The following is a 21,773-nucleotide window of genomic DNA, read 5'->3' as shown; positions in this document are numbered from 1 at the left end:
ATTATTATTGCGATGCGTTCCGGGGAGAGCATCGCCTTTTTGATACTCTTCCTGCGAAGGCACGACATTGCTCACATTGCTTCCAGTGTTACTTAGCCAGCTCGGGTGCTGGCTTTTTTTTTGCCTGTTTTTACCCCCTTCACGCCTTCAACAACTCCGCTGAAAACAGCTTCGCCACTCCATCTAATTTTTTGAACAGAGGGATGAGTTTTTTACGCTTTCTTATTCTGCTGCCGGGACTAGACTGTAAAAAAACATTGAGGAGAGTTGAATATGATTTATTTACGTAAAGCAGAAGATCGCGGTCATGCCAATCATGGTTGGCTGGATAGCTGGCATACCTTCTCATTTGCCAACTACTACGATGCCGATTTTATGGGGTTCTCGGCGCTGCGGGTGATCAACGAAGACGTGATCGACGCGGGGCAGGGTTTTGGCACTCATCCGCATAAAGACATGGAGATCCTGACCTACGTGCTGAGCGGCACGGTAGAGCATCAGGACAGCATGGGCAACAAAGAGCAGATTCAAGCCGGCGAGTTCCAGATCATGAGTGCGGGCACCGGGGTGCGCCACTCGGAATACAACGGCAATAAGGATCGTCCGCTGCACCTGTACCAGATTTGGATTATTCCTGATCAGGTCGGGCTGGAGCCGCGTTATGAACAACGTATGTTCGATGCGCCGCAGGGCCGCCAGTTAGTGCTGTCGCCGGATGCGCGCGAGGGTTCGCTGAAGGTGTTCCAGGATATGACTTTGTCACGCTGGGCGCTGAACAAAGACGAGCAGTCGGCGTATCAGATTGAGGCCCAGCGCCGCGTTTGGATCCAGGTAGTCCGCGGCAAAGTGGTGATCAACGGTCAACAGGCCGGCACCAGCGATGCTTTCGCGGTGTGGGATGAAGCCGAGCTGTCGATTCAGGCGGATGAAGACAGTGAAATCCTGCTGTTCGATCTGCCGCCGGTGTGATTAAGCGGTAAATTGTGATTAAGCGGTAAATATCAAGGGCTCACGTGGTGAGCCCTTTTTGCATTTGGCCATCCGGCAACCAACAATATCGGCCCCGGTTTTTTTTTGCTAAAATGAACGCCCTTTCACGGTTAGCCAGTTCATTGATAATGAAGAAAAAACGGCCGGTACTTCAGGATGTTGCAGACAAGGTTGGCGTGACCAAGATGACGGTGAGCCGTTATCTGCGTAATCCCGATCAGGTTTCTGTCGCCTTGCAGCAAAAAATTGCCGTCGCGCTTGATGAGCTGGGCTACATTCCCAACCGTGCGCCGGATATCCTTTCCAACTCGACCAGCCGCGCCATTGGCGTACTGCTGCCGTCGTTAACCAACCAGGTGTTTGCCGAAGTCTTGCGCGGTATCGAGAGCGTGACCGATGCGCACAATTACCAGACCATGCTGGCGCACTACGGCTATTTGCCGGAGCGTGAAGAGCAGCGCCTGACCTCGCTGCTGTCTTACAATATCGACGGCCTGATCCTGTCCGAACGCCATCATACTCCGCGTACCTTGAAGATGATCGAGGTGGCGGGCATCCCGGTGGTGGAGCTGATGGACTGCGTGTCGCCGTGCATCGATCTGGCGGTGGGCTTCAATAACTTCGAAGCCGCGCGCCAGATGACCCAGCAAATCATCGCTCGCGGCCACCGTCACGTGGTGTATTTCGGCGCACGTCAGGATGAGCGCACCATTATCAAACAGCAGGGCTATGAGCAGGCAATGCGCGAGTCCGGTCTGGAGCCGTACAGCGTCATGACCGCGCGTTCGTCGTCCTATTCCGCCGGCGGCGAACTGCTGCGTCAGGCGCAGCGCGACTATCCGCAAATTGACAGTATCTTCTGCACCAACGATGACCTAGCGATTGGCGCCACCTTCGAGTGCCAGCGTCAAGGGTTGTCGATCCCCGATCAGATGGCGATTGCCGGTTTCCACGGCCACGATATCGGTCAGGTGATGGTGCCGAAACTGGCGAGCGTGCTGACGCCGCGTGAAAGGATGGGGCAAATCGGCGCCGAGCGTCTGCTGGCGCGGTTGCGGGGTGAAACCGTCTGTCCGCGCATGGTAGACGTGGGTTTTACCGTGATCCCCGGTGGCAGTATTTGATCGTTTTCAACTAACCGCATTTTGAACCCGCGCCGTTCGGCGCGTTTCACCTCCCACCTGTGCGCTTGCCGCTCGTTACCGCCGTAAGTTTGATCTCTATCCCAGAACGCGAATTTTAGTCGTTTACCCGATTCCGTCATTCGTGTTGTTACCGGTATCATGATACCGGTAACAATGAGGTCAGTGACCGCCTAGGGGCGCAGCACGCTGCGGCCGCACGGAGCGGGGTGAGTAATCGCCCCCTACGAGCAGGGACAGAACCTTTGACTCAGTACCACCTACAGCTCGCCTTCTGACACCGGGGAAGAGCCTGAAAATACAACAAGCGCACGCTTTACGGTCTAGGGTAAAGAGAGTCGCGATAAAAGGGTTGGAGAAAAATTATGCCATTAGTGATTGTTGCAGGCGGCGTGGCGTTACTGCTGCTGCTGATGATTCGCTTTAAGCTGAACGGCTTTATCTCTCTGGTTTTAGTCGCACTGGCGGTGGGTATCGCACAGGGCATGCCGGTAGATAAAGTGATCGGCTCCATCAAGGCCGGCGTTGGCGGCACGCTGGGCAGCCTGGCGTTGATCATGGGCTTTGGCGCCATGCTCGGCAAGTTGCTGGCGGACTGTGGCGGCGCTCAGCGCATCGCCACTACGCTGATCGACAAGTTCGGCAAAAAACACATTCAATGGGCGGTGGTGCTGACCGGTTTTACCGTCGGTTTCGCGCTGTTCTATGAGGTCGGCTTCGTGCTGCTGCTGCCGCTGGTATTCAGCATCGCCGCCTCCGCCCGCGTTCCGCTGCTGTACGTTGGCGTACCGATGGCGGCTGCGCTGTCGGTGACCCACGGTTTCCTGCCGCCGCACCCTGGCCCAACGGCGATCGCGACCATCTTCCATGCCGACATGGGGAAAACCCTGCTGTATGGCACGCTGCTGGCCATCCCGACGGTGATCCTGGCCGGCCCGGTCTACGCCCGCTTCCTGAAAGGCATCGACAAGCCGGTGCCGGAAGGCCTGTATAACCCGAAAATCTTCACCGAAGAAGAAATGCCAAGTTTTGGCATCAGCGTTGCCACTTCTCTGGTGCCGGTGATCCTGATGGCACTGCGTGCAGTGGCCGAAATGGTGCTGCCGAAGGGCCATACATTGCTGCGCTTTGCCGAGTTCTTCGGCGATCCGGTGATGGCGACGCTGATTGCGGTGTTGATCGCTATCTTCACCTTTGGTCTTAACCGTGGCCGCACCATGGATGAAGTGATGGGCACCATCACCGACTCGATCAAAATTATCGCCATGATGCTGTTGATCATCGGCGGTGGCGGCGCGTTCAAGCAGGTGCTGGTCGACAGCGGCGTAGAGAAATACATCGCTGGTCTGATGGAAGGCAGCAACGTATCGCCTATTCTTATGGCGTGGTCCATTGCCGCCGCGCTGCGTCTGGCGCTGGGTTCCGCCACCGTGGCGGCGATCACCGCCGGCGGCATCGTCGCCCCGCTGATTGCCACCACTGGCGTCAGCCCGGAGCTGATGGTGATCGCGGTCGGTTCGGGCAGCGTGATTTTCTCTCACGTCAACGATCCGGGGTTCTGGCTGTTCAAGGAGTATTTCAACCTGAGCATTATGGAAACCCTCAAATCCTGGTCGGTGCTGGAAACCATCATCTCGGTTTGCGGCCTGGTAGGCTGCCTGCTGCTGGCGACGGTCGTATAATTTAGCGGTTATCTTTCAAGCTGCGGCCGTCTGGCGGCAGCTTGAAATTCATAGGATATCCTGAGGCTATCGGGTGCCCTGCGCGGCACCGGGCATCATTTTGAGTTTGGGGCGCATTGGGCGGTGCAATCCACCGCACAAACCTGCGTGAGTCCCCATAAGGGCATGAGATTATGAGCAATCCGCAACACCACGTATTTATTTTGATGGGCGTTTCAGGCAGCGGTAAATCCGCCGTCGCCAGCGACGTTGCCCACCAGGCCCATGCCGCGATGCTGGATGGCGACTACCTGCACCCGCGCGCCAATATCAACAAAATGGCGTCCGGGCACGCGCTGGACGACAACGATCGCGCCCCGTGGCTGACGGCACTGAACGACGCCATTTTCGCTATGCAGCGCACCAATGACGTGTCGCTGCTGGTGTGTTCGGCGCTGAAAAAAAGCTATCGCGACCGGCTGCGCGAGGGTAACAGCAACCTGCATTTTATCTATCTGAAAGGGGATAAGGCGGTGATTGAAGAGCGTTTGAAACAGCGCAAGGGGCATTTCTTCAAGCCGCAGATGCTGGTTTCTCAGTTCGTGACGCTTGAAGAACCGGGAGCGCAGGAGCAGGACGTGTGGGCGATTGACATCAACCAGCCGTTGGATGGCGTGGTCGCCGATACTTTGGCTTATATTCGCAGCGTCGCAGCCCAGCAATAACCGGCTGCGTCATGATACCGGCGCCGCCCGGCGCCAGTATGTTCACTACAGCTTCATGTAAGCCCGCACGCCGTCCAGGAACATTTGGGTCGACAACATCACCAGAATCAACCCCATCAGCCTTTCCAGCGCGCTGACCCCTTTGCTGCCCAGCAGGCGCAGGAACAGGTTCGACATCAGCAATATCGCGGCGGAAATACCCCAGGCAATCAGCAGCGCCACCACCAGATGCGAAATCTGGTTCGGATACTGGTGCGAGAGCAGCATCAGTGCCGCCAAAATCGAAGGCCCTGCCACCAACGGGATCGCCAGCGGCACCAGGAAAGGCTCTTCACCGGCGGAAAGCCCGCTGCTGTTGCCTTCCTGCGAGGGGAAAATCATCTTGATGGCGATCAGGAACAGGATAATCCCGCCGGAAATGGACACGGTCTCGGTACGCAGGTTGAGGAACGCCAGAATTTTCTCGCCGGCAAACAGGAAAATCAGCATCAACAGCAGGGCGATCAACAGCTCGCGAATCAACACCATCCGCCGGCGGCGCGGTTCCAGGTGCTTGAGCACCGACATGAAAATCGGCAGGTTGCCCAGCGGATCCATGATTAAAAACAGCAATACCGTGACTGAAATCATCTCTGTCATTATTACCTCAGAATTAAAAAAACACGCCGCCCATCCCGACGGTGCACAGGCCATCCCCGAGGGCTTTCAAGCGCGGATAACAAAGCTGCGGCTTGAAAGATTGCGGGTATATAAGAAGGATTGCTGAGAATCGCTCACCCATCGAATAAATTCACTTTGCGCCTGCGCTGACATTTTGTAAGGTGGAGAGATATTGCACACAACTCTAAGCAGTCATCCTCCAAGGTAGGACAGTTATTATGAAAAACGTTGGTTTCATCGGTTGGCGCGGAATGGTCGGCTCCGTACTCATGCAGCGCATGACGGAAGAGCGCGATTTCGACGCCATTCGCCCGGTCTTTTTCTCCACTTCGCAGCACGGTTCTGCGGCGCCGGCATTCGGCGGCCAGCAGGGCACGCTGCAAGATGCTTACGATGTTGACGCGCTGAGCGCGCTCGACATTATTATTACCTGCCAGGGCGGCGATTATACCAATGAAATCTACCCTAAGCTGCGTGAAATCGGCTGGCAAGGGTACTGGATTGACGCGGCATCTTCTCTGCGCATGGGGGATGACGCGATTATCATCCTGGATCCGGTCAACCATGCGGTGATTCAGCAGGGGCTGGACAAAGGCATCAAGACCTTTGTTGGCGGTAACTGCACCGTCAGCCTTATGCTGATGTCGCTTGGCGGCCTGTTCGCCAACGATCTGGTGGAGTGGGCTTCCGTCTCCACCTATCAAGCGGCCTCCGGCGGCGGCGCGCGCCACATGCGCGAACTGCTGACCCAAATGGGCATGCTGCATGCCGACGTGGCGAAAGAGCTGCAGGACCCGGCTTCGGCCATTTTGGATATCGAACGTAAAGTCACTGCGGCTACCCGCAGCGGCAAACTGCCGACCGATAACTTCGGTGTGCCGCTGGCCGGTAGCCTGATCCCGTGGATCGACAAACAGCTCGATAACGGCCAGAGCCGCGAAGAGTGGAAAGGCCAGGCGGAAACCAACAAGATTCTGAACACCTCCAGCGTGATCCCGGTTGACGGTTTGTGCGTGCGCGTTGGCGCGCTACGTTGCCATAGCCAGGCGTTCACCCTGAAGCTGAAAAAAGACGTTTCGCTGCCGGAAATCGAACAGATGCTGGCGACCCACAATGACTGGGTGCGGGTGATCCCGAACGACCGTGAGCTGACCATGCGTGAGTTGACGCCGGCTGCGGTTACCGGGACGCTGAACACGCCGGTCGGTCGCTTGCGCAAGCTGAATATGGGGCCGGAATACCTGTCCGCGTTCACCGTGGGTGACCAACTGCTGTGGGGCGCGGCAGAGCCGCTGCGCCGTATGCTGCGCATCCTGCTGTAAACCTGAACTGAACTTCCCGGGGGCTGGCTTCTTTCAGCCCCCCAAAGCCTTATTTTCCGCTTTTCACCCTGTCTTGGCACGCTATGGACGAAGTTGCTGCCAAGGGAGATGTTCGTACCGATAACCGGCCTTCCTCCCGGCAGGCAGTAGCGCAACGGCGCTGCGGGCTGGCAGTTTTCTTAATGAATGATTTTCCATGCTAATACGGCACTGTTTTTGACAGACATTGGCTATGCTTAAAGCGTTGGCGAATACATTTTCACCAACGCTGAAAAGATGACTAAAAATAAGCATAAAGAGCGGAAATTCAGGTCGGCAAGCTGAAAATTGATCAATAACCGACCGCAATCACGCTTTAGATACCGAATGAATTGCATGATAACCAAAACGGCTATGGATTAATCATTTACCCAATGGATTTCAACTCGCGGCCTGCAAGACGGCGATCTGGACGGTGATGGGTAGACGCAGCCTCTTATAAATCATGCTCTTAATCTAAGGAAGAAGTCTATGCCTGTACTTCCCGATCGTGACGTGATTGATCAGCTTTTCTCCGGCAATTTTGCCGATCCTTTCTCCCTGCTGGGTATGCATGCGGTCGATAATGGCCTGCAGGTCCGTGCGCTGCTGCCTGATGCCAGCGAAGTCTGGTTGCTGGAGCAGCAAACCGGCAAGCGGGTGGTGCAGTTGGCCTGCGACGATGCCCGTGGCTTTTTCAGCGCTACCGTCCCGCGCCGGAAAAACCCCTTCCGTTATCAACTGGAGGTCCGCTGGCAAAATCACCAGCAGATCGTCGACGATCCCTACCGTTTTGGCACCTTGTTGCAGGATATCGACGGCTGGCTGCTGGCGGAGGGCACCCATCTACGGCCGTATGAGCGGCTGGGAGCGCATCTCGCTACGCTTGACGAGGTAGAAGGCGTCAGCTTTGCCGTCTGGGCGCCCAATGCTCAGCGCGTTTCGGTGGTGGGAGAGTTCAACTTCTGGGACGGTCGCCGCCATCCCATGCGCCTGCGCCGTGAAAACGGTATCTGGGAGCTGTTCCTGCCCGGGGTGAAAGCCGGGCAGCTGTACAAATACGAAATCATCGACTGCTATGGCAATACCCAACTGAAAGCCGACCCTTACGCCTTTGAAGCGCAGATGCGACCGGATACGGCATCCCTGGTGACGCCGTTGCCGGAGGTGGTGGAAAATACCCCGGAACGCCAACGCGCCAACGATTTTGATCGGCCGATCTCCATCTACGAAGTGCATCTGGGGTCGTGGCGGCGCCACACCGACGACAATTTCTGGCTCAGCTACGGCGAACTGGCTGTGCAGTTGATCGATTACGTCAAAGACATGGGATTCACCCATATCGAGCTGTTGCCGATTAACGAACACCCCTTCGACGGCAGTTGGGGTTATCAGCCGCTGGGGCTCTACGCCCCGACCCGGCGTTTCGGCACGCCCGCCGATTTCAAAGCCTTTGTGGCGGCGGCGCACCAGGCCGGCATCAATGTGATCCTGGACTGGGTGCCGGGGCATTTCCCCAGCGACGCCTACGGTTTGGCGAATTTCGACGGCACCGCGCTGTATGAATACGCTGACCCGCGCGAAGGCTTCCATCAGGACTGGAACACGCTGATCTACAACTATGGTCGCAATGAGGTACGCAACTACCTGGCGGGCAATGCCCTTTACTGGATGGAACGTTACGGTATCGACGCTCTGCGCGTCGATGCCGTGGCCTCGATGATCTACCGCGATTACAGCCGCGCCGAAGGCGAGTGGGTGCCGAATTATTACGGCGGCAACGAAAATCTGGAGGCCATCGCCTTCCTGCGTTACACCAACCATACCGTCGGCAAGGAGCGGCCCGGCGCGGTGACGCTGGCGGAAGAATCCACCGATTACCCGGGGGTCACGCTACCGCCGGACGCCAATGGGTTGGGGTTCCACTACAAATGGAATCTGGGCTGGATGCACGACACGCTCGACTACATGCAGTGCGATCCGGTACACCGCAAATATCATCACAATCAGATGACCTTCGGCATGCTGTACGCCTATACCGAGAACTTCGTGCTGCCGATTTCCCATGACGAAGTGGTGCACGGCAAAAAATCGATTCTCGACCGCATGCCCGGCGACGCCTGGCAGAAGTTCGCCAACCTGCGCGCCTATTACGGTTTTATGTGGGCGCATCCGGGCAAAAAACTGCTGTTTATGGGCTGTGAGTTTGCCCAGGGGCGCGAATGGAATTTCGATACCAGCCTCGACTGGCATCTGCTGGAGGGTCTGGACGGCTGGCATCACGGCGTGCAGCGGCTGGTGCGCGATCTCAACCACTGCTATCAGCAGCAGGCACCGTTGTATGAGCGTGACTACCGCCCGGACGGCTTCGAATGGCTGGTGGTGGACGACCACGACAACTCGGTGTTTGCCTTTGCCCGTTACGACTCGCAGGGCAACGAGCTGATCGCCGTCAGCAACTTTACTCCGGTGCCGCGCCACCACTACCGCATCGGTATCTCCCGCCCCGGCGAGTATCGGGAAATCCTTAATACCGACTCGCACCATTATCACGGCAGCAATACCGGCAATCAGGGCCGCGTGGTGTCGGAACCGATCGGCAATCACGGTCGCGAGCATTCGATTAGCGTGACCGTACCGCCACTGGCGACGATCTACCTGCTGCGGGAGGCGCAATGACTGAGCTGACGCCCGGCATCGCCGCACCTCTCGGGGCGCATTATGACGGTAACGGCATCAACTTTACCCTGTTTTCCGCCCACGCCACCGGCGTGGAGCTGTGCCTGTTTGACGGGCAACAGCGCGAGGTGCGTCTGCCGATGCCGGCGCGCAGCGGCGATATCTGGCACGGCTATCTGCCGGGCGGCAAACCGGGCCAGCGCTACGGTTACCGGGTGCACGGCCCGTTTGATCCCGCGCAGGGGCTGCGGTTTAACCCTAACAAACTGCTGCTGGATCCCGCCGCTCGCGCGGTCGAGGGGCCGGTGGCGGACGATCTGGAACTGCATGGCGGCTACGACCGGCCGGACCCGCAGGACAGCGCAGAGGTGATGCCGAAGTGCGTGGTCATCGACGAAGCCTACGATTGGCAGGATGACCGCCCGCCGGCCACGCCGTGGGGCAAAACGGTGATTTACGAAGCGCACGTGCGCGGCATGACTCTGCTGCACCCGGATATCCCGCCGGTGCTGCGCGGCAGTTTCGCAGCTCTCGGTCATCCGGTGATGATCGCCCATTTCAAGCGCCTCGGCATCACGGCGCTGGAACTGCTGCCGGTACAGCAGCATAGCTCCGAGCCGCGTCTGCAGCGTCTCGGGCTGATTAACTACTGGGGATATAACGTGCTGGCGCCCTATGCGCCGGATAACCGTTATTGCAGCCTGCGCACCGACATGACGCCGTTGCGTGAATTTCGCGATGCGGTGAAGGCGCTGCACAAGGCCGGGATTGAGGTGATCCTCGACGTGGTGTTCAACCACAGCGCCGAGCTGGACATGGACGGGCCGACGCTGTCGCAGCGCGGCATCGATAACCCGGGTTATTACTGGCTGACTCCCGACGGGGGATACGTTAACGACACCGGCTGCGGCAACACGCTGCGGTTGGATAAACCGCAGGGCGTGGCCTGGGTGATGGAGTGCCTGCGTTTCTGGGTGAGCGAATGTCATGTCGACGGTTTTCGCTTCGATCTGGGCAGCGTGCTGGGCCGTACCCCGGCGTTCGATCGCGATGCGCCGTTGTTCCAGGCGATGCTGGCGGACGATCTGCTGTCGCGCTGCAAGCTGATCGCCGAGCCGTGGGACATTGGCCCCGGCGGTTATCAGGTGGGCGCTTTTCCGGGGCGCTTCGCCGAGTGGAATGACCATTACCGGGATGATATGCGCCGCTTTTGGCTGCAGGGCGATTTGCCGCTTGGCCAGTTTGCCCAACGCTTTGCCGGCTCCAGCGATTTGTTCAACCAACGCGGGCGTGCGCCGTACGCCAGCATCAACATGCTGACCGCTCATGACGGGTTTACCCTGCAGGATCTGGTCAGTTTTAACCGTAAGCACAACCAGCTTAACGGTGAAGGCAACCGTGACGGCAGCGACCATAATTTCAGCTATAACCACGGTGTTGAAGGCCCGATTGCCGACGACGCCATTGTGCAACGCCGCAGGGCCAGCCGGCAGGCACTGCTTGCCACGTTGTTGCTGTCCCAGGGGACGCCGATGCTGCTGGCCGGCGATGAGCATGGACACAGCCAGCAGGGGAACAACAATGCCTACTGTCAGGACAACGCCATCACCTGGCTCGACTGGGCCAAGGCGGATGATTCGCTCACCGCTTATACCGCAGCGCTGATTCACCTGCGCCGGCAGATCCCCGCCCTGCAGCAAGACCGCTGGTGGCAGGAGGGCGACGGCAGCGTGCAGTGGCTGAACGCGCAAGGGCTGCCGCTTGCGGCGCAAGAATGGGAGCAGGGAAACTTGCAACTGCAGATCCGCCTGTCGCAGCGCTGGCTGGTGGTGGTTAACGCCACGCCGCAGCCGGTGGAGATGAGGTTGCCTGCGGGTGATTGGCAGGTTGTCGCCCCCTTTACTCAGGAAGGACCGCAGGCGGTTTTACCCGCCTGGAACCAGGCTGCGCACTCGATTTGCGTGCTGGTACAGAAATAATAAAAGGAGTCAGCTATGGTTAGGTTTGAAAATAAAGACCCCCTGATGTTGGCGCGCCAACTGCCGATTAAGTCCGTTGCTCTGATTCTGGCCGGCGGCCGCGGTTCGCGCTTGAAAGATTTAACCTCAACCCGTGCCAAGCCTGCCGTCCACTTTGGCGGTAAGTTCCGCATCATTGATTTTGCCCTGTCGAACTGCCTGAATTCGGGTATCCGCCGTATCGGCGTGATCACCCAGTATCAGTCCCATACCCTGGTGCAGCACATTCAGCGCGGCTGGTCGTTTCTCAATGAAGAGATGAACGAATTTGTCGATCTGCTGCCGGCCCAGCAACGCCTCAGTACCGAGCACTGGTACAAGGGCACGGCGGATGCGGTGTACCAGAACCTGGACATCATTCGCCGCTACGATGCCGAGTATGTGGTGATCCTGGCGGGCGATCACATCTACAAGATGGATTACTCGCGCATGTTGATCGACCACGTCGAAAAGGGCGCGCAATGCACGGTGGCCTGCTTGCCGGTACCGCGCGATGAGGCCAGCGAATTCGGCGTGATGGAAGTCGATGAGAACGATCTGATCCTCGAGTTCCTGGAAAAACCGAGCAATCCGCCGCCAATGCCGGGTAACCCGGAGATGTCGCTGGCCAGCATGGGGATCTACATCTTTAACGCCGACTATCTGTTCCAACTGCTGGAAGAAGATATGTCGACCCCCGGCTCCACCCACGATTTCGGCAAGGATCTGATCCCGAAAATCACCGCTCAGAAAGCGGCGTGGGCGCACCCGTTCACGTTGTCTTGCGTCACCTCCAACCCCGATCTGCCGCCGTACTGGCGCGATGTGGGCACGCTGGAAGCCTACTGGCGCGCCAACCTCGATCTGGCCTCGGTGACGCCGGAACTGGACATGTATGACCGCGCCTGGCCGATCCGCACCCATATGGAGCCGCTGCCGCCGGCCAAGTTCGTGCAGGACCGTTCCGGCAGCCACGGCATGACCATGAATTCGCTGGTGTCCGGCGGCTGCATCGTCTCAGGTTCGGTGGTGGTGCATTCGGTGCTGTTCCCGCGGGTACGGGTGAACTCGTTCTGCACCATCGACTCTACCGTATTGCTGCCGGACGTAAACGTCGGCCGTTCCTGCCGCCTGCGGCGCTGCATCATTGACCGCGCCTGCCATATTCCAGAGGGCATGGTGATTGGCGAAAACGCCGATGAAGACAGCAAACGCTTTTATCGCTCGGAAGGCGGCATTGTGCTGGTGACGCGCGAAATGCTGTCAAAGTTGTGAGTTAAGGTTGTCGGCGGAACGATGATACCGCCGCCTTGTGAATGGACTGATGGCTTGCAAAACGCGGAATTTACAACAGCGGCAAGCCTGCTTCTTTGCCGACTTCAGGAGTGATAATGCAGGTTTTACACGTATGTTCTGAAATGTTCCCTCTGTTGAAAACCGGGGGGCTCGCAGACGTGGTTGGCGCATTACCGGCGGCTCAAATTGCCGAGGGCGGCGACGTTCGGGTGCTATTGCCCGCTTTTCCTGACGTGCGTAATGGTATACCGGACTCCGTGCTGGTGGCGGAAATCGATTCGTTCGCCGGCCGGGTCGGCCTGCGCTACGGTACCTATCATGGCGTGGGCATCTACCTGATTGACGCCCCCTGGCTGTATGACCGGCCGGGCAGCCCCTATCATGACCAGTCGATGAATGCCTATTCCGACAACCATCGGCGGTTTGCCCTGTTGGGCTGGATCGCCTGCGAGTTGGCCAAAGGCTTGGACCGCTACTGGCGGCCGCAGGTAGTGCACGCCCATGACTGGCACGCCGGCCTGGCCTGTGCCTATCTGGCGGCCAACGGCCACCCGGCGCGTTCGATTTTCACCGTGCACAACCTGGCTTATCAGGGGCTGTTCTCCGCCCATCACGTGGCTGAACTGTGGCTGCCGCCTTCGTTTTACAACGTTTACGGCCTGGAGTTTTACGGCCAGATGTCGTTCCTGAAAGCCGGGCTGTATTACGCCGACCATATCACTGCCGTCAGCCCGACCTACGCGCGGGAAATCACCCGGCCGGAGTTCGGTTGCGGCATGGAAGGGTTGTTGCAGGAACGCCAGCGGCAGGGGCGGTTGAGCGGCATTCTTAATGGCGTGGACGACAATATTTGGGATCCGTCCCACGATCCGCGCTTGACCGCCCGCTACGATGCCGAAGATTTGAAGAACAAGACCAAGAACAAGCTGCACTTGCAAAAAGCGATGGGCCTGAAGGTGGACGAGTCGCTGCCGGTGTTTGCGGTGGTGAGTCGCCTGACTAACCAGAAAGGTCTGGATCTGGTATTGGAAGCGCTGCCGGCATTGCTTGAGCAGGGGGGCCAACTGGCGCTGTTAGGGGCCGGCGATGCGGTGTTGCAGCAGGCGTTTCTGGCCGCCGCCGCCGACTATCCGGAACAGGTCGGGGTACAGATTGGTTATCACGAGGCGTTCTCGCACCGGATTATCGGCGGAGCCGATGTGATCATGGTGCCGAGCCGCTTTGAACCCTGCGGACTGACTCAACTCTACGGCTTGAAATACGGCACGCTGCCCTTGGTGCGCCGCACCGGCGGGTTGGCGGACACGGTGGTGGACTGCGCGCTGGAGAATCTGGCCGACGGCACCGCCAGCGGATTTGTGTTTGATGATTGTGATGCCGCCGCACTGGGCAACGCCATCCGGCGCGCCATGGTGCTGTGGAGCAGGCCAAAGCATTGGCGTCACGTACAGCGCCACGCCATGAGCGTGGATTTTGGCTGGCAGATTGCGGCAAAGGATTATCTGTCGCTTTATCAACGGTTGTTATAGTCGTAATACGGGTGTCTGGTTAGCGTGCATGCAGCAAGCATCCGTAATTGTAGGTTGTAGGGGCGCAGCATGCTGTGCCCATATTCAGCGGGGCGTTGATATTCCGAAGAATAGGGCGCCCCCTTCAGGGGATAGAAAAGCTATGACTTCACCGATTAGTTACACCTCACCCACGGTCAGTGTTGAAGCGCTGAAACATTCCATCGCCTATAAGCTGATGTTTATTGTCGGCAAGGATCCGGCTATCGCCAACCAGCATGACTGGCTGAACGCCGTGCTGTTTGCGGTGCGCGATCGCATGGTGGAACGCTGGCTGCGTTCCAACCGCGCCCAGCTTTCCCAGGACGTGCGACAGGTCTATTACCTGTCGATGGAGTTCCTGCTCGGGCGCACGCTTTCCAACGCGCTGTTGTCGATGGGGATTTACCAGGATATCGATGACGCGTTGAATGAAATGGGGCTGAGCCTCGGTGAATTGCTGGAGGAAGAGAACGATCCGGGGCTGGGCAACGGGGGGCTGGGGCGGTTGGCGGCCTGTTTCCTCGATTCGCTGGCGACGCTGGCGCTGCCGGGGCGCGGCTACGGCATCCGCTACGAATACGGCATGTTCAAGCAGAACATCGTTAACGGCCAGCAGATGGAGTCACCGGACTACTGGCTGGAATACGGTAACCCGTGGGAGTTCCCGCGCCACAACACCCGATACAAGGTGCGCTTCGGCGGGCGAATTCAGCAGGAAGGCGCCAAGGCGCGCTGGCTGGAAACCGAAGAGGTGTTAGCCATCGCTTACGATCAGGTGATCCCCGGTTTTGATACCGACGCCACCAACACGCTGCGGTTGTGGAGCGCCCAGGCCAGTAACGAAATCAACCTCGGTAAATTCAATCAGGGGGATTATTTCGCGGCGGTTGAGGATAAAAACCACTCGGAGAACGTATCGCGCGTATTGTACCCGGACGACTCCACTTATTCCGGGCGCGAACTTCGGCTGCGGCAGGAGTATTTCCTGGTGTCGGCCACGGTGCAGGATATCCTCAACCGCCACTGGACGATGCATAAAACCTTCGACAATCTGGCGGACAAGATTGCCATTCACCTGAATGACACTCACCCGGTGTTGTCTATCCCCGAACTGATGCATCGGCTGATCGACGATCACAAGTTCAGTTGGCTCGACGCTTGGGCCGTCGTGGAACGGGTATTCTCCTACACCAACCACACGCTGATGAGCGAAGCGCTGGAGACCTGGCCGCTGGACATGATCGGCCGGATCCTGCCGCGTCACTTGCAGTTGATCTTCGAGATCAACGATCACTTCCTCAAGCACGTGCAGGAAGTGGTGCCGGGCGACAACGAGCTGTTGGCGCGGGTGTCGATCATTGACGAGACCAACGGTCGCAGGGTACGCATGGCGTGGCTGGCGGTGGTGGCCAGCCACAAAGTGAACGGGGTTTCCGCACTGCATTCCGAGCTGATGGTGCAATCGCTGTTTGCCGACTTTGCGCGCATTTTCCCCGATCGTTTCTGCAACAAAACCAACGGCGTCACGCCGCGCCGCTGGCTGGGGCTGGCCAACCGGCCGCTTTCCGCCGTGCTTGACGACAGCATTGGCCAGACCTGGCGCACCGATCTCAGCCAACTGAGCGAGCTCAAAGCCAACATCGATTTCCCCAGTTTCCTGCAGGCGGTTCAGGCTGCCAAACGGCAAAACAAAGAGCGGTTGGCGAAGTACATCGCCAAAACCCTGAATGTGGTGGTCAACCCGGATGCGTTGTTCGATGTGCAGATCAAACGCATTCATGAGTACAAACGGCAACTGCTCAATGTACTGCACGTGATCACGCTGTATAACCGCCTGTTGCAGGATCCGGAGACCGAGCGCGTGCCGAGGGTGGTGATCTTCGCCGGCAAAGCGGCCTCGGCCTATTATGCGGCGAAGCAGATCATTCGCCTGATCAACGATGTGGCGAAGGTGATCAATAACGATCCGCGCGTGCACACCCAGTTGAAAGTCGTATTTATTCCGAACTACAGCGTCAGTCTGGCGCAGTTGATCATTCCGGCGGCGGATCTTTCCGAGCAGATCTCGCTGGCGGGCACCGAGGCGTCGGGCACCAGCAACATGAAGTTCGCCCTTAACGGCGCGCTGACCATCGGCACGCTGGACGGTGCCAACGTAGAGATGCTGGAGCATGTGGGTGAAGAGAACATCTTTATCTTCGGCAATACCGCCGAGCAGGTGGAAGAGTTGCGCCGCAACGGCTACAACCCGCATCTGTACTATGAGCAAGATCCCGAACTGCATCAGGCGCTGACCCAGATCGCCACCGGCGTATTCAGCCCGGAGGAGCCAAAGCGCTACAGCAATCTGTTTGATTCGCTGGTGAATTTGGGCGATCACTACCAGTTGCTGGCCGATTACCGCAGCTATGTGGATACGCAGGATAAGGTGGATGAGGTGTACCGCAATCAGGATGACTGGACGCGGCGGGCCATCTTGAATATCGCCAACATGGGGTATTTTTCTTCCGACCGCACCATTCAGGAGTATGCGGACGAAATCTGGCACATCAAACCGATCAAGCTGTAATGCAAAAGGGCCGGATATCCGGCCCTTTGAGAATGTAGGCAAAGTTCTTTGCAGCTAAAGGGTCTACTTTGATGGCTAATGAAGCAAAGGATGAGATCTTCTGCTTTACCCCAAAGGTTCGAAAACCACGTTTTTCGGACCTTTGTCGCTAATCTGAAGGGCCGGATATCCGGCCCTTTTCACCTTCAATGGCTCAGGAAGCCAGAGAGAGCGTTTTCGTTTTCGTGTGTTGCGCCAGCCAGGCTTTCACCCGCGCCTGCTGCGTATCATCCAGCCACATGCCCAGCTTGGTACGGCGCCAGATGGCGTCTTCCAGCTCGACCACCCACTCTTTCTCTACCAGATAGCGCAGTTCGGCTTCATACAGGCCGTGGCCAAACTCTTCGCCCAGATCGCCAAGGCCATTGGCATTCGCCAGGATCAGCTCGCTGTGGCTGCCATAGGTGCGGGCGTAGCGGCGCGCCAGGGATTCCGGCAACCAGCCGTGTTCGCGGCGCAGTTTGGCGGCATAGCTGTCGCGATCGCCACCGATATCGCCGCCGGGCAGAGAGCCGTTTTTGGTCCATGCCGGGCCGCAGCCAGGATAATAATGCGCCAGTTTTTCCATCGCATGTTCAGCCAGCTTGCGATAGGTGGTCAGTTTACCGCCGAACACCGACAGCAGCGGCGCTTTGCCCTGCTCGTCATGCACGTCCAGCGTGTAGTCGCGGGTCACCGCCTGCGGCGAATCAGATTCGTCATCGCACAGCGGGCGCACACCGGAGTAGGTCCAGACGATGTCGTCACGGCCCAACTGCTTCTTGAAGTGGTCGTTGTACACTTTCAGCAGGTAGTCGATCTCGTTATCGTCGATCTTCACGTCTTTCGGATCGCCGTGGTATTCCACGTCGGTGGTGCCGATGATCGAGAATTCGTCATTCCACGGGATCACGAACACGATGCGGTGGTCTTCGTTTTGCAGAATATAGGACTGCGGCTGGTTGTGAGCGCGCGGCACCACAATGTGGCTGCCTTTGATCAGGCGGATGCCGTACGGGGATTTCAGCTTCAGGCCGTCGTCAAAGAAGTGTTTCACCCAAGGGCCGGTGGCGTTGACCAGGCCCTTGGCGCGCCAGGTAAAGGTTTTACCGCTGTCGACGTCAACCGCTTCCACCATCCACAGGCCGTTTTCACGCCATGCGCGGGTCACTTTGGTGCGGGTGCGCACTTCGCCGCCGCGTTTTTCCACTTCCTGCGCGTTCAGCACCACCAGGCGAGCGTCGTCGACCCAGCAGTCGGAATATTCGAAACCGCGCTTCAGTTCAGGCTTCAGTACCGATTCTGGTCCAAAGCGCAAACTCTTGCTGCCCGGCAGGCTGGTGCGTTTGCCCAGGTGATCGTACAGGAACAGGCCGATGCGGATCATCCAGGCCGGGCGCAGATGCGGCTGGTGCGGAAGGCGGAAACGCATGGGGAACGCGATGTGCGGCGCCAGCTTCAGCAACACTTCACGCTCGGCCAGCGCTTCGCTCACCAGGCGGAATTCGTAGTGTTCCAGGTAGCGCAGGCCGCCGTGGATCAGTTTGGAACTGGCGGAAGACGTAGCGCAGGCCAAGTCTTGCGCTTCCAGTAGCAGTACGGACAGCCCGCGCCCGGCAGCATCTGCTGCGATGCCGGCACCGTTGATGCCGCCACCGATAACGATCAAGTCTTTGGTTTCCACGTCAACTTCCTCCAGATGTTCGAAATAGCTCTTTCATGTTCGTTTTCGCTCATGATTGTAATCAAAAACCAACAAACAAGCCAAGACTTAACCAAACAAAAACATTTAGGCGTGATAGAGGTAACAGTTTGGTGATAGTAGTTATACAAAGAAAAGGGATATTCCGGCAGGCAATGCCGGGCTCAGCAGGCTGAGCCCGGGTAAAAACGGCGGGGTAACGGCGCGGCAGGCTGCGCCCATTGGGTTAGACGAGAAGGGCGGAGATCAGCACAGCTCCAGCTGCACGTCGTACTGTTCGATGATTTTCATCACGCTTGGCGGCGGTAACTGGTCGGTAAACAGGTAGTCGATCAGGTTCATATTGCCGAGGTTGACCATCGCATTGCGGCCGAATTTGGAATGGTCGGTCACCAGCATCACGCAGCGCGAGTTTTCGATAATTGCGCGTTTGGTGCGCACTTCATGGTAGTCGAATTCGAGCAGCGAGCCGTCCATGTCGATGCCGCTGATGCCGAGAATGCCGTAATCGAGCCGGAACTGGGAGATAAAGTCCAGCGTGGCCTCGCCCATGATGCCGCCGTCGCGGGTGCGCACTTCACCACCGGCCAGGATCAGACGGAAATCTTCCTTGGCGGTCAGCAGGGTGGCGACGTTCAGGTTATTGGTCACCACGCGCAGGTTTTTGTGGTTCATCAGCGCGTGAGCGACCGCTTCCGGCGTGGTGCCGATGTCGATAAACAGCGTGGCGCCGTCGGGGATCTGGCTGGCGACGCGCTGGGCGATACGCGCTTTCTCTTCCGACCACATCACTTTGCGATCGTTATAAGCGGCATTGACCGAGCTGGAAGGCAACGCAGCGCCGCCGTGATGGCGCTGAATTTTGTTCTGATCGGCAAGGTCATTCAAATCGCGGCGAATCGTTTGCGGACTGACGTCAAAATGTTCGACCAGTTCTTCCGTACTGACATAACCTTGCAGGCGCACCAGCTCGATAATTGCGTCATGACGCTGTGTTTGCTTCACGATAATCCCCTAAAACGCCTGGCTTGTACCTGGCTGTTATTGTTCGTTGTGCGCGCGATGACGCGTGTCCCAAAATGCCATCAATAACCCTAACACTAAACCGGCCACGTGTGCCGCGTTAGCGATCGACATTCCTAAAATATCGAAATACCCGGCCACCAGCCAGAGCACTGAAAATACCATCAGGCCGCGCGGCAGCATCAGGCCGCGTTCCGGTGCCCGTTCGCCGCTGAGCCAGCTGTAGCCCATCAGCGCATAGACCACGCCGGACAGGCCGCCGAACAACGCGCCGCTGAACAGTGACTGCGCCCAACCGCTGAAGAAGGCCGATACCACCGCCAGCACGAACAGCTTGCCGGTGCCGAGGCGTTTTTCCAGCGGGCCGCCGAGATACCACCACCACAGCAGGTTAAAGGTGATGTGCAGCAGCGAAAAATGCAAAAACGCGTGGCTGACCCAGCGCCACAGCTGCGGGTATTGGCTGCTGTCCTGCGGCCAGGAGAGCCAGTACATCACGGTGTCATCGCCCATCGCCTGCATCAGGATATACACCGCAATGCACAGCACCATCACGCCCAGCGTCAGCGGCCCGGCCTTGCTGCGCAGGGTGTGCAGATAGGAGTAGCCTGGGTAGTGCAGATCGGCGCCGGTGTTGCCGGCTTCCCAACTGGCGGCCTGATAGCGGCGGTTGAGCGGATCGACCAGGAACTGCTGCAACTCGTGCTGCACCTGATCCAGATGGCTGTCGTCAGCCAACCAGATTTCCGCCGCCTCGCCGGTATTGTGCACGCTAAGCTCGATGCCCTGTGTCGCCATGTAGTCGACAAAGGCCTGAGCCAGGCGGGGGTTGGATACGGCGATTACTCGAACCATAGATATTCCGTTTCATATACCCGTCGCCTTTCAAGCCTCTTGCCGCCTGGCCGCAGCTTGAAATTCATAGGGTAAAGATAAGTTGGACCGTCGGTTTGCCGCCGACGGCGTTGACGGCTGATTATACCGTTGAAATCTTGAACGCAGGCAAGGGATCTGCAAAAAACCAGTAAAAACACTCACTAACGGCCCTGTGACGGCTCATCAATCCCGCGGTTTTCCCGCCATGGGCCGGCGAATATTGCAGCGATTTTTGTTTACTTCCGTTTAGCCCTGCAACATATGATCACAGTCACTTTTTAACCACCGGGGGTCCCTTACTCTCAAAAACAGGTGCTGAGGTGACTATGTTTCTCGAAGAACGACGCAATAACATTCTGGATTATCTGGATAAATATGAACGCGTTAGCGTGGCGTACCTGGCCACGTCTTTTGCGGTGACCAAAGAAACCATCCGCAGCGATTTAAACGTGCTGGCGCAACTGGGGTTAGTGCAGCGCTGCCACGGCGGCGCGATCGTCATCCGCCGCAGCCTGCAGGCCAAATTAATTACCGAAACCGACGGCACGTTCGAAGTGCTGTTAAGGCGCCTGGAAAGCCAGAAAAGAAAGGTGCAGGAGCCGGAGAGAGGAAAAAACATGCGAGGCAAGGTCTGTATTCTGGGGTCATTCAATGTCGATATCGTCGCCAGAGTGGCGCGCTTTCCCAAAGGCGGCGAATCGCTGCTGGCGCTGGGCAGTACGCTCGGCCCCGGCGGCAAGGGGGCCAATCAGGCGATGGCCGCCAGCCGGGCCGGTGCTCAGGTGCATTTCGTGTCCAAAGTGGGCAAAGATCAGTTCAGCCAGTTCGCTTTCGACCATCTCTCTGCGTCGGAAATCCACTCGTTCACTTTATACCAATCGGAAACCGAGCCGACCGGCAACGCCATCATTTATGTTTCGCAGCAGGACGGCGAGAACATGATCGCCATTTATTCCGGCGCCAATAAAACCATCACCGACGAAGAAGTGGCGGCAATCGCCCCGGAGCTGGCCGGCGCAGAGGTTCTGCTGGTGCAGCTGGAGAATAACTTTAACGCCACGCTGAACGCGATGAAGCTGGCCAATGCGTTGGGGATCCGGGTGATCCTCAATCCTGCGCCTTACTCCGCCGACGCGCTGCAATGCCTGGAATATGTCGATGTGATTATCCCGAATGAAACCGAGGCCTCGCTGCTGTCCGGCGTAGAGGTCACGGATTTGAACAGCGCCAAAGAGGCGGCGCAGCGTATCGCCGCGCTGGGCGCCCGACGGGTCATCATCACCATGGGAGCGCGCGGAGCGATGATCCTCGAAGGTTCGCAGTTCCAGCATATTCCCGCATTCCCGGCGTTGAGCGTTGATACCACCGGTGCGGGAGATGCGTTCAACGGCGCCTTCGCCGCAGCTATCGCCACCGGGCAAACGATTGCCCAGGCGGCAACCTATGCCGCCGCCTTCGCGTCACTGGCGGTGGAAAGAGAAGGGGCGTCCAACATGCCGCAACATCAACAGGTGGTGGCTCGTCTGAGCCAGCGCTGATCCCTAA

At 58.1% G+C, this 21,773-nt stretch carries 15 protein-coding genes; 11 read left to right on the top strand and 4 right to left on the bottom strand.

The window, feature by feature from the left end; translation table 11 throughout:
- Positions 1-273: 273 nt before the first annotated feature.
- The 4 genes from ACUTSW_RS22035 (at position 274) to gntK (ending at position 4,518) form a co-directional block, all read left to right on the top strand.
- A complete protein-coding gene (locus tag ACUTSW_RS22035) occupies positions 274-969 on the top strand; it encodes a pirin family protein (RefSeq protein ID WP_006328605.1) in 696 nt (231 codons plus the stop codon).
- Between the two features lie 149 nt (positions 970-1,118).
- Positions 1,119-2,114 carry a gluconate operon transcriptional repressor GntR gene (gntR, locus tag ACUTSW_RS22030; protein WP_006328604.1) on the top strand — a complete coding sequence of 332 codons (996 nt, stop codon included), beginning with the start codon at positions 1,119-1,121 and terminating at the stop codon, positions 2,112-2,114.
- 383 nt (positions 2,115-2,497) lie between these two features.
- Positions 2,498-3,814: a gluconate transporter gene (gene gntT / locus ACUTSW_RS22025; protein ID WP_004951440.1), complete on the top strand. Its 1,317-nt coding sequence runs from the start codon at positions 2,498-2,500 to the stop codon at positions 3,812-3,814.
- 173 nt (positions 3,815-3,987) lie between these two features.
- Positions 3,988-4,518, top strand: coding sequence for a gluconokinase (gene gntK, locus ACUTSW_RS22020; RefSeq protein ID WP_445585351.1), 531 nt, complete (start codon positions 3,988-3,990; stop codon positions 4,516-4,518).
- Between the two features lie 45 nt (positions 4,519-4,563).
- Here gntK and ACUTSW_RS22015 read toward each other — a convergent pair whose 3' ends face one another.
- Positions 4,564-5,157, bottom strand: coding sequence for a YhgN family NAAT transporter (locus tag ACUTSW_RS22015; RefSeq protein ID WP_004951434.1), 594 nt, complete (start codon positions 5,155-5,157; stop codon positions 4,564-4,566).
- 239 nt (positions 5,158-5,396) lie between these two features.
- Here ACUTSW_RS22015 and asd point away from each other — a divergent pair, with 239 nt between their 5' ends.
- The 6 genes from asd (at position 5,397) to glgP (ending at position 16,609) form a co-directional block, all read left to right on the top strand.
- Positions 5,397-6,500 carry an aspartate-semialdehyde dehydrogenase gene (gene asd / locus ACUTSW_RS22010; protein WP_004951431.1) on the top strand — a complete coding sequence of 368 codons (1,104 nt, stop codon included), beginning with the start codon at positions 5,397-5,399 and terminating at the stop codon, positions 6,498-6,500.
- A 510-nt stretch (positions 6,501-7,010) separates the two neighbouring features.
- Positions 7,011-9,197: a 1,4-alpha-glucan branching enzyme gene (gene glgB / locus ACUTSW_RS22005; protein ID WP_445585350.1), complete on the top strand. Its 2,187-nt coding sequence runs from the start codon at positions 7,011-7,013 to the stop codon at positions 9,195-9,197.
- The gene (gene glgX / locus ACUTSW_RS22000; RefSeq protein WP_445585349.1) at positions 9,194-11,176 is read left to right on the top strand and encodes a glycogen debranching protein GlgX; all 1,983 of its coding nucleotides are present in this window, start codon (positions 9,194-9,196) and stop codon (positions 11,174-11,176) included. The genes glgB and glgX overlap by 4 nt, the downstream gene beginning before the upstream one ends.
- Before the next feature lie 15 nt (positions 11,177-11,191).
- Positions 11,192-12,469, top strand: coding sequence for a glucose-1-phosphate adenylyltransferase (glgC, locus tag ACUTSW_RS21995; protein WP_004951423.1), 1,278 nt, complete (start codon positions 11,192-11,194; stop codon positions 12,467-12,469).
- 116 nt (positions 12,470-12,585) lie between these two features.
- Positions 12,586-14,019: a glycogen synthase GlgA gene (gene glgA / locus ACUTSW_RS21990; protein ID WP_006328588.1), complete on the top strand. Its 1,434-nt coding sequence runs from the start codon at positions 12,586-12,588 to the stop codon at positions 14,017-14,019.
- A gap of 142 nt (positions 14,020-14,161) precedes the next feature.
- Entirely contained in the window at positions 14,162-16,609 is a 2,448-nt protein-coding gene (gene glgP, locus ACUTSW_RS21985) for a glycogen phosphorylase (protein WP_020439938.1), read from the top strand.
- A 193-nt stretch (positions 16,610-16,802) separates the two neighbouring features.
- Here glgP and glpD read toward each other — a convergent pair whose 3' ends face one another.
- The 3 genes from glpD to glpG form a co-directional block, all read right to left on the bottom strand.
- Entirely contained in the window at positions 16,803-18,311 is a 1,509-nt protein-coding gene (gene glpD, locus ACUTSW_RS21980) for a glycerol-3-phosphate dehydrogenase (RefSeq protein WP_445585348.1), read from the bottom strand.
- A 264-nt stretch (positions 18,312-18,575) separates the two neighbouring features.
- Positions 18,576-19,334: a DeoR/GlpR family transcriptional regulator gene (locus ACUTSW_RS21975; protein ID WP_004930797.1), complete on the bottom strand. Its 759-nt coding sequence runs from the start codon at positions 19,332-19,334 to the stop codon at positions 18,576-18,578.
- 36 nt (positions 19,335-19,370) lie between these two features.
- The gene (gene glpG / locus ACUTSW_RS21970) at positions 19,371-20,207 is read right to left on the bottom strand and encodes a rhomboid family intramembrane serine protease GlpG (protein ID WP_445585347.1); all 837 of its coding nucleotides are present in this window, start codon (positions 20,205-20,207) and stop codon (positions 19,371-19,373) included.
- A gap of 347 nt (positions 20,208-20,554) precedes the next feature.
- On the opposite strand from glpG, the gene rbsK reads away from it, so the two are divergent.
- Positions 20,555-21,766, top strand: a complete 1,212-nt coding sequence (gene rbsK, locus ACUTSW_RS21965; protein WP_445585425.1) for a ribokinase — start codon at positions 20,555-20,557, stop codon at positions 21,764-21,766.
- Positions 21,767-21,773 lie beyond the last annotated feature (7 nt).

Source organism: Serratia sp. TSA_198.1 (assembly GCF_052686505.1).
Note: the sequence above shows the minus strand (reverse complement) of the source record. Positions and strands in the feature narration are given on the sequence as shown.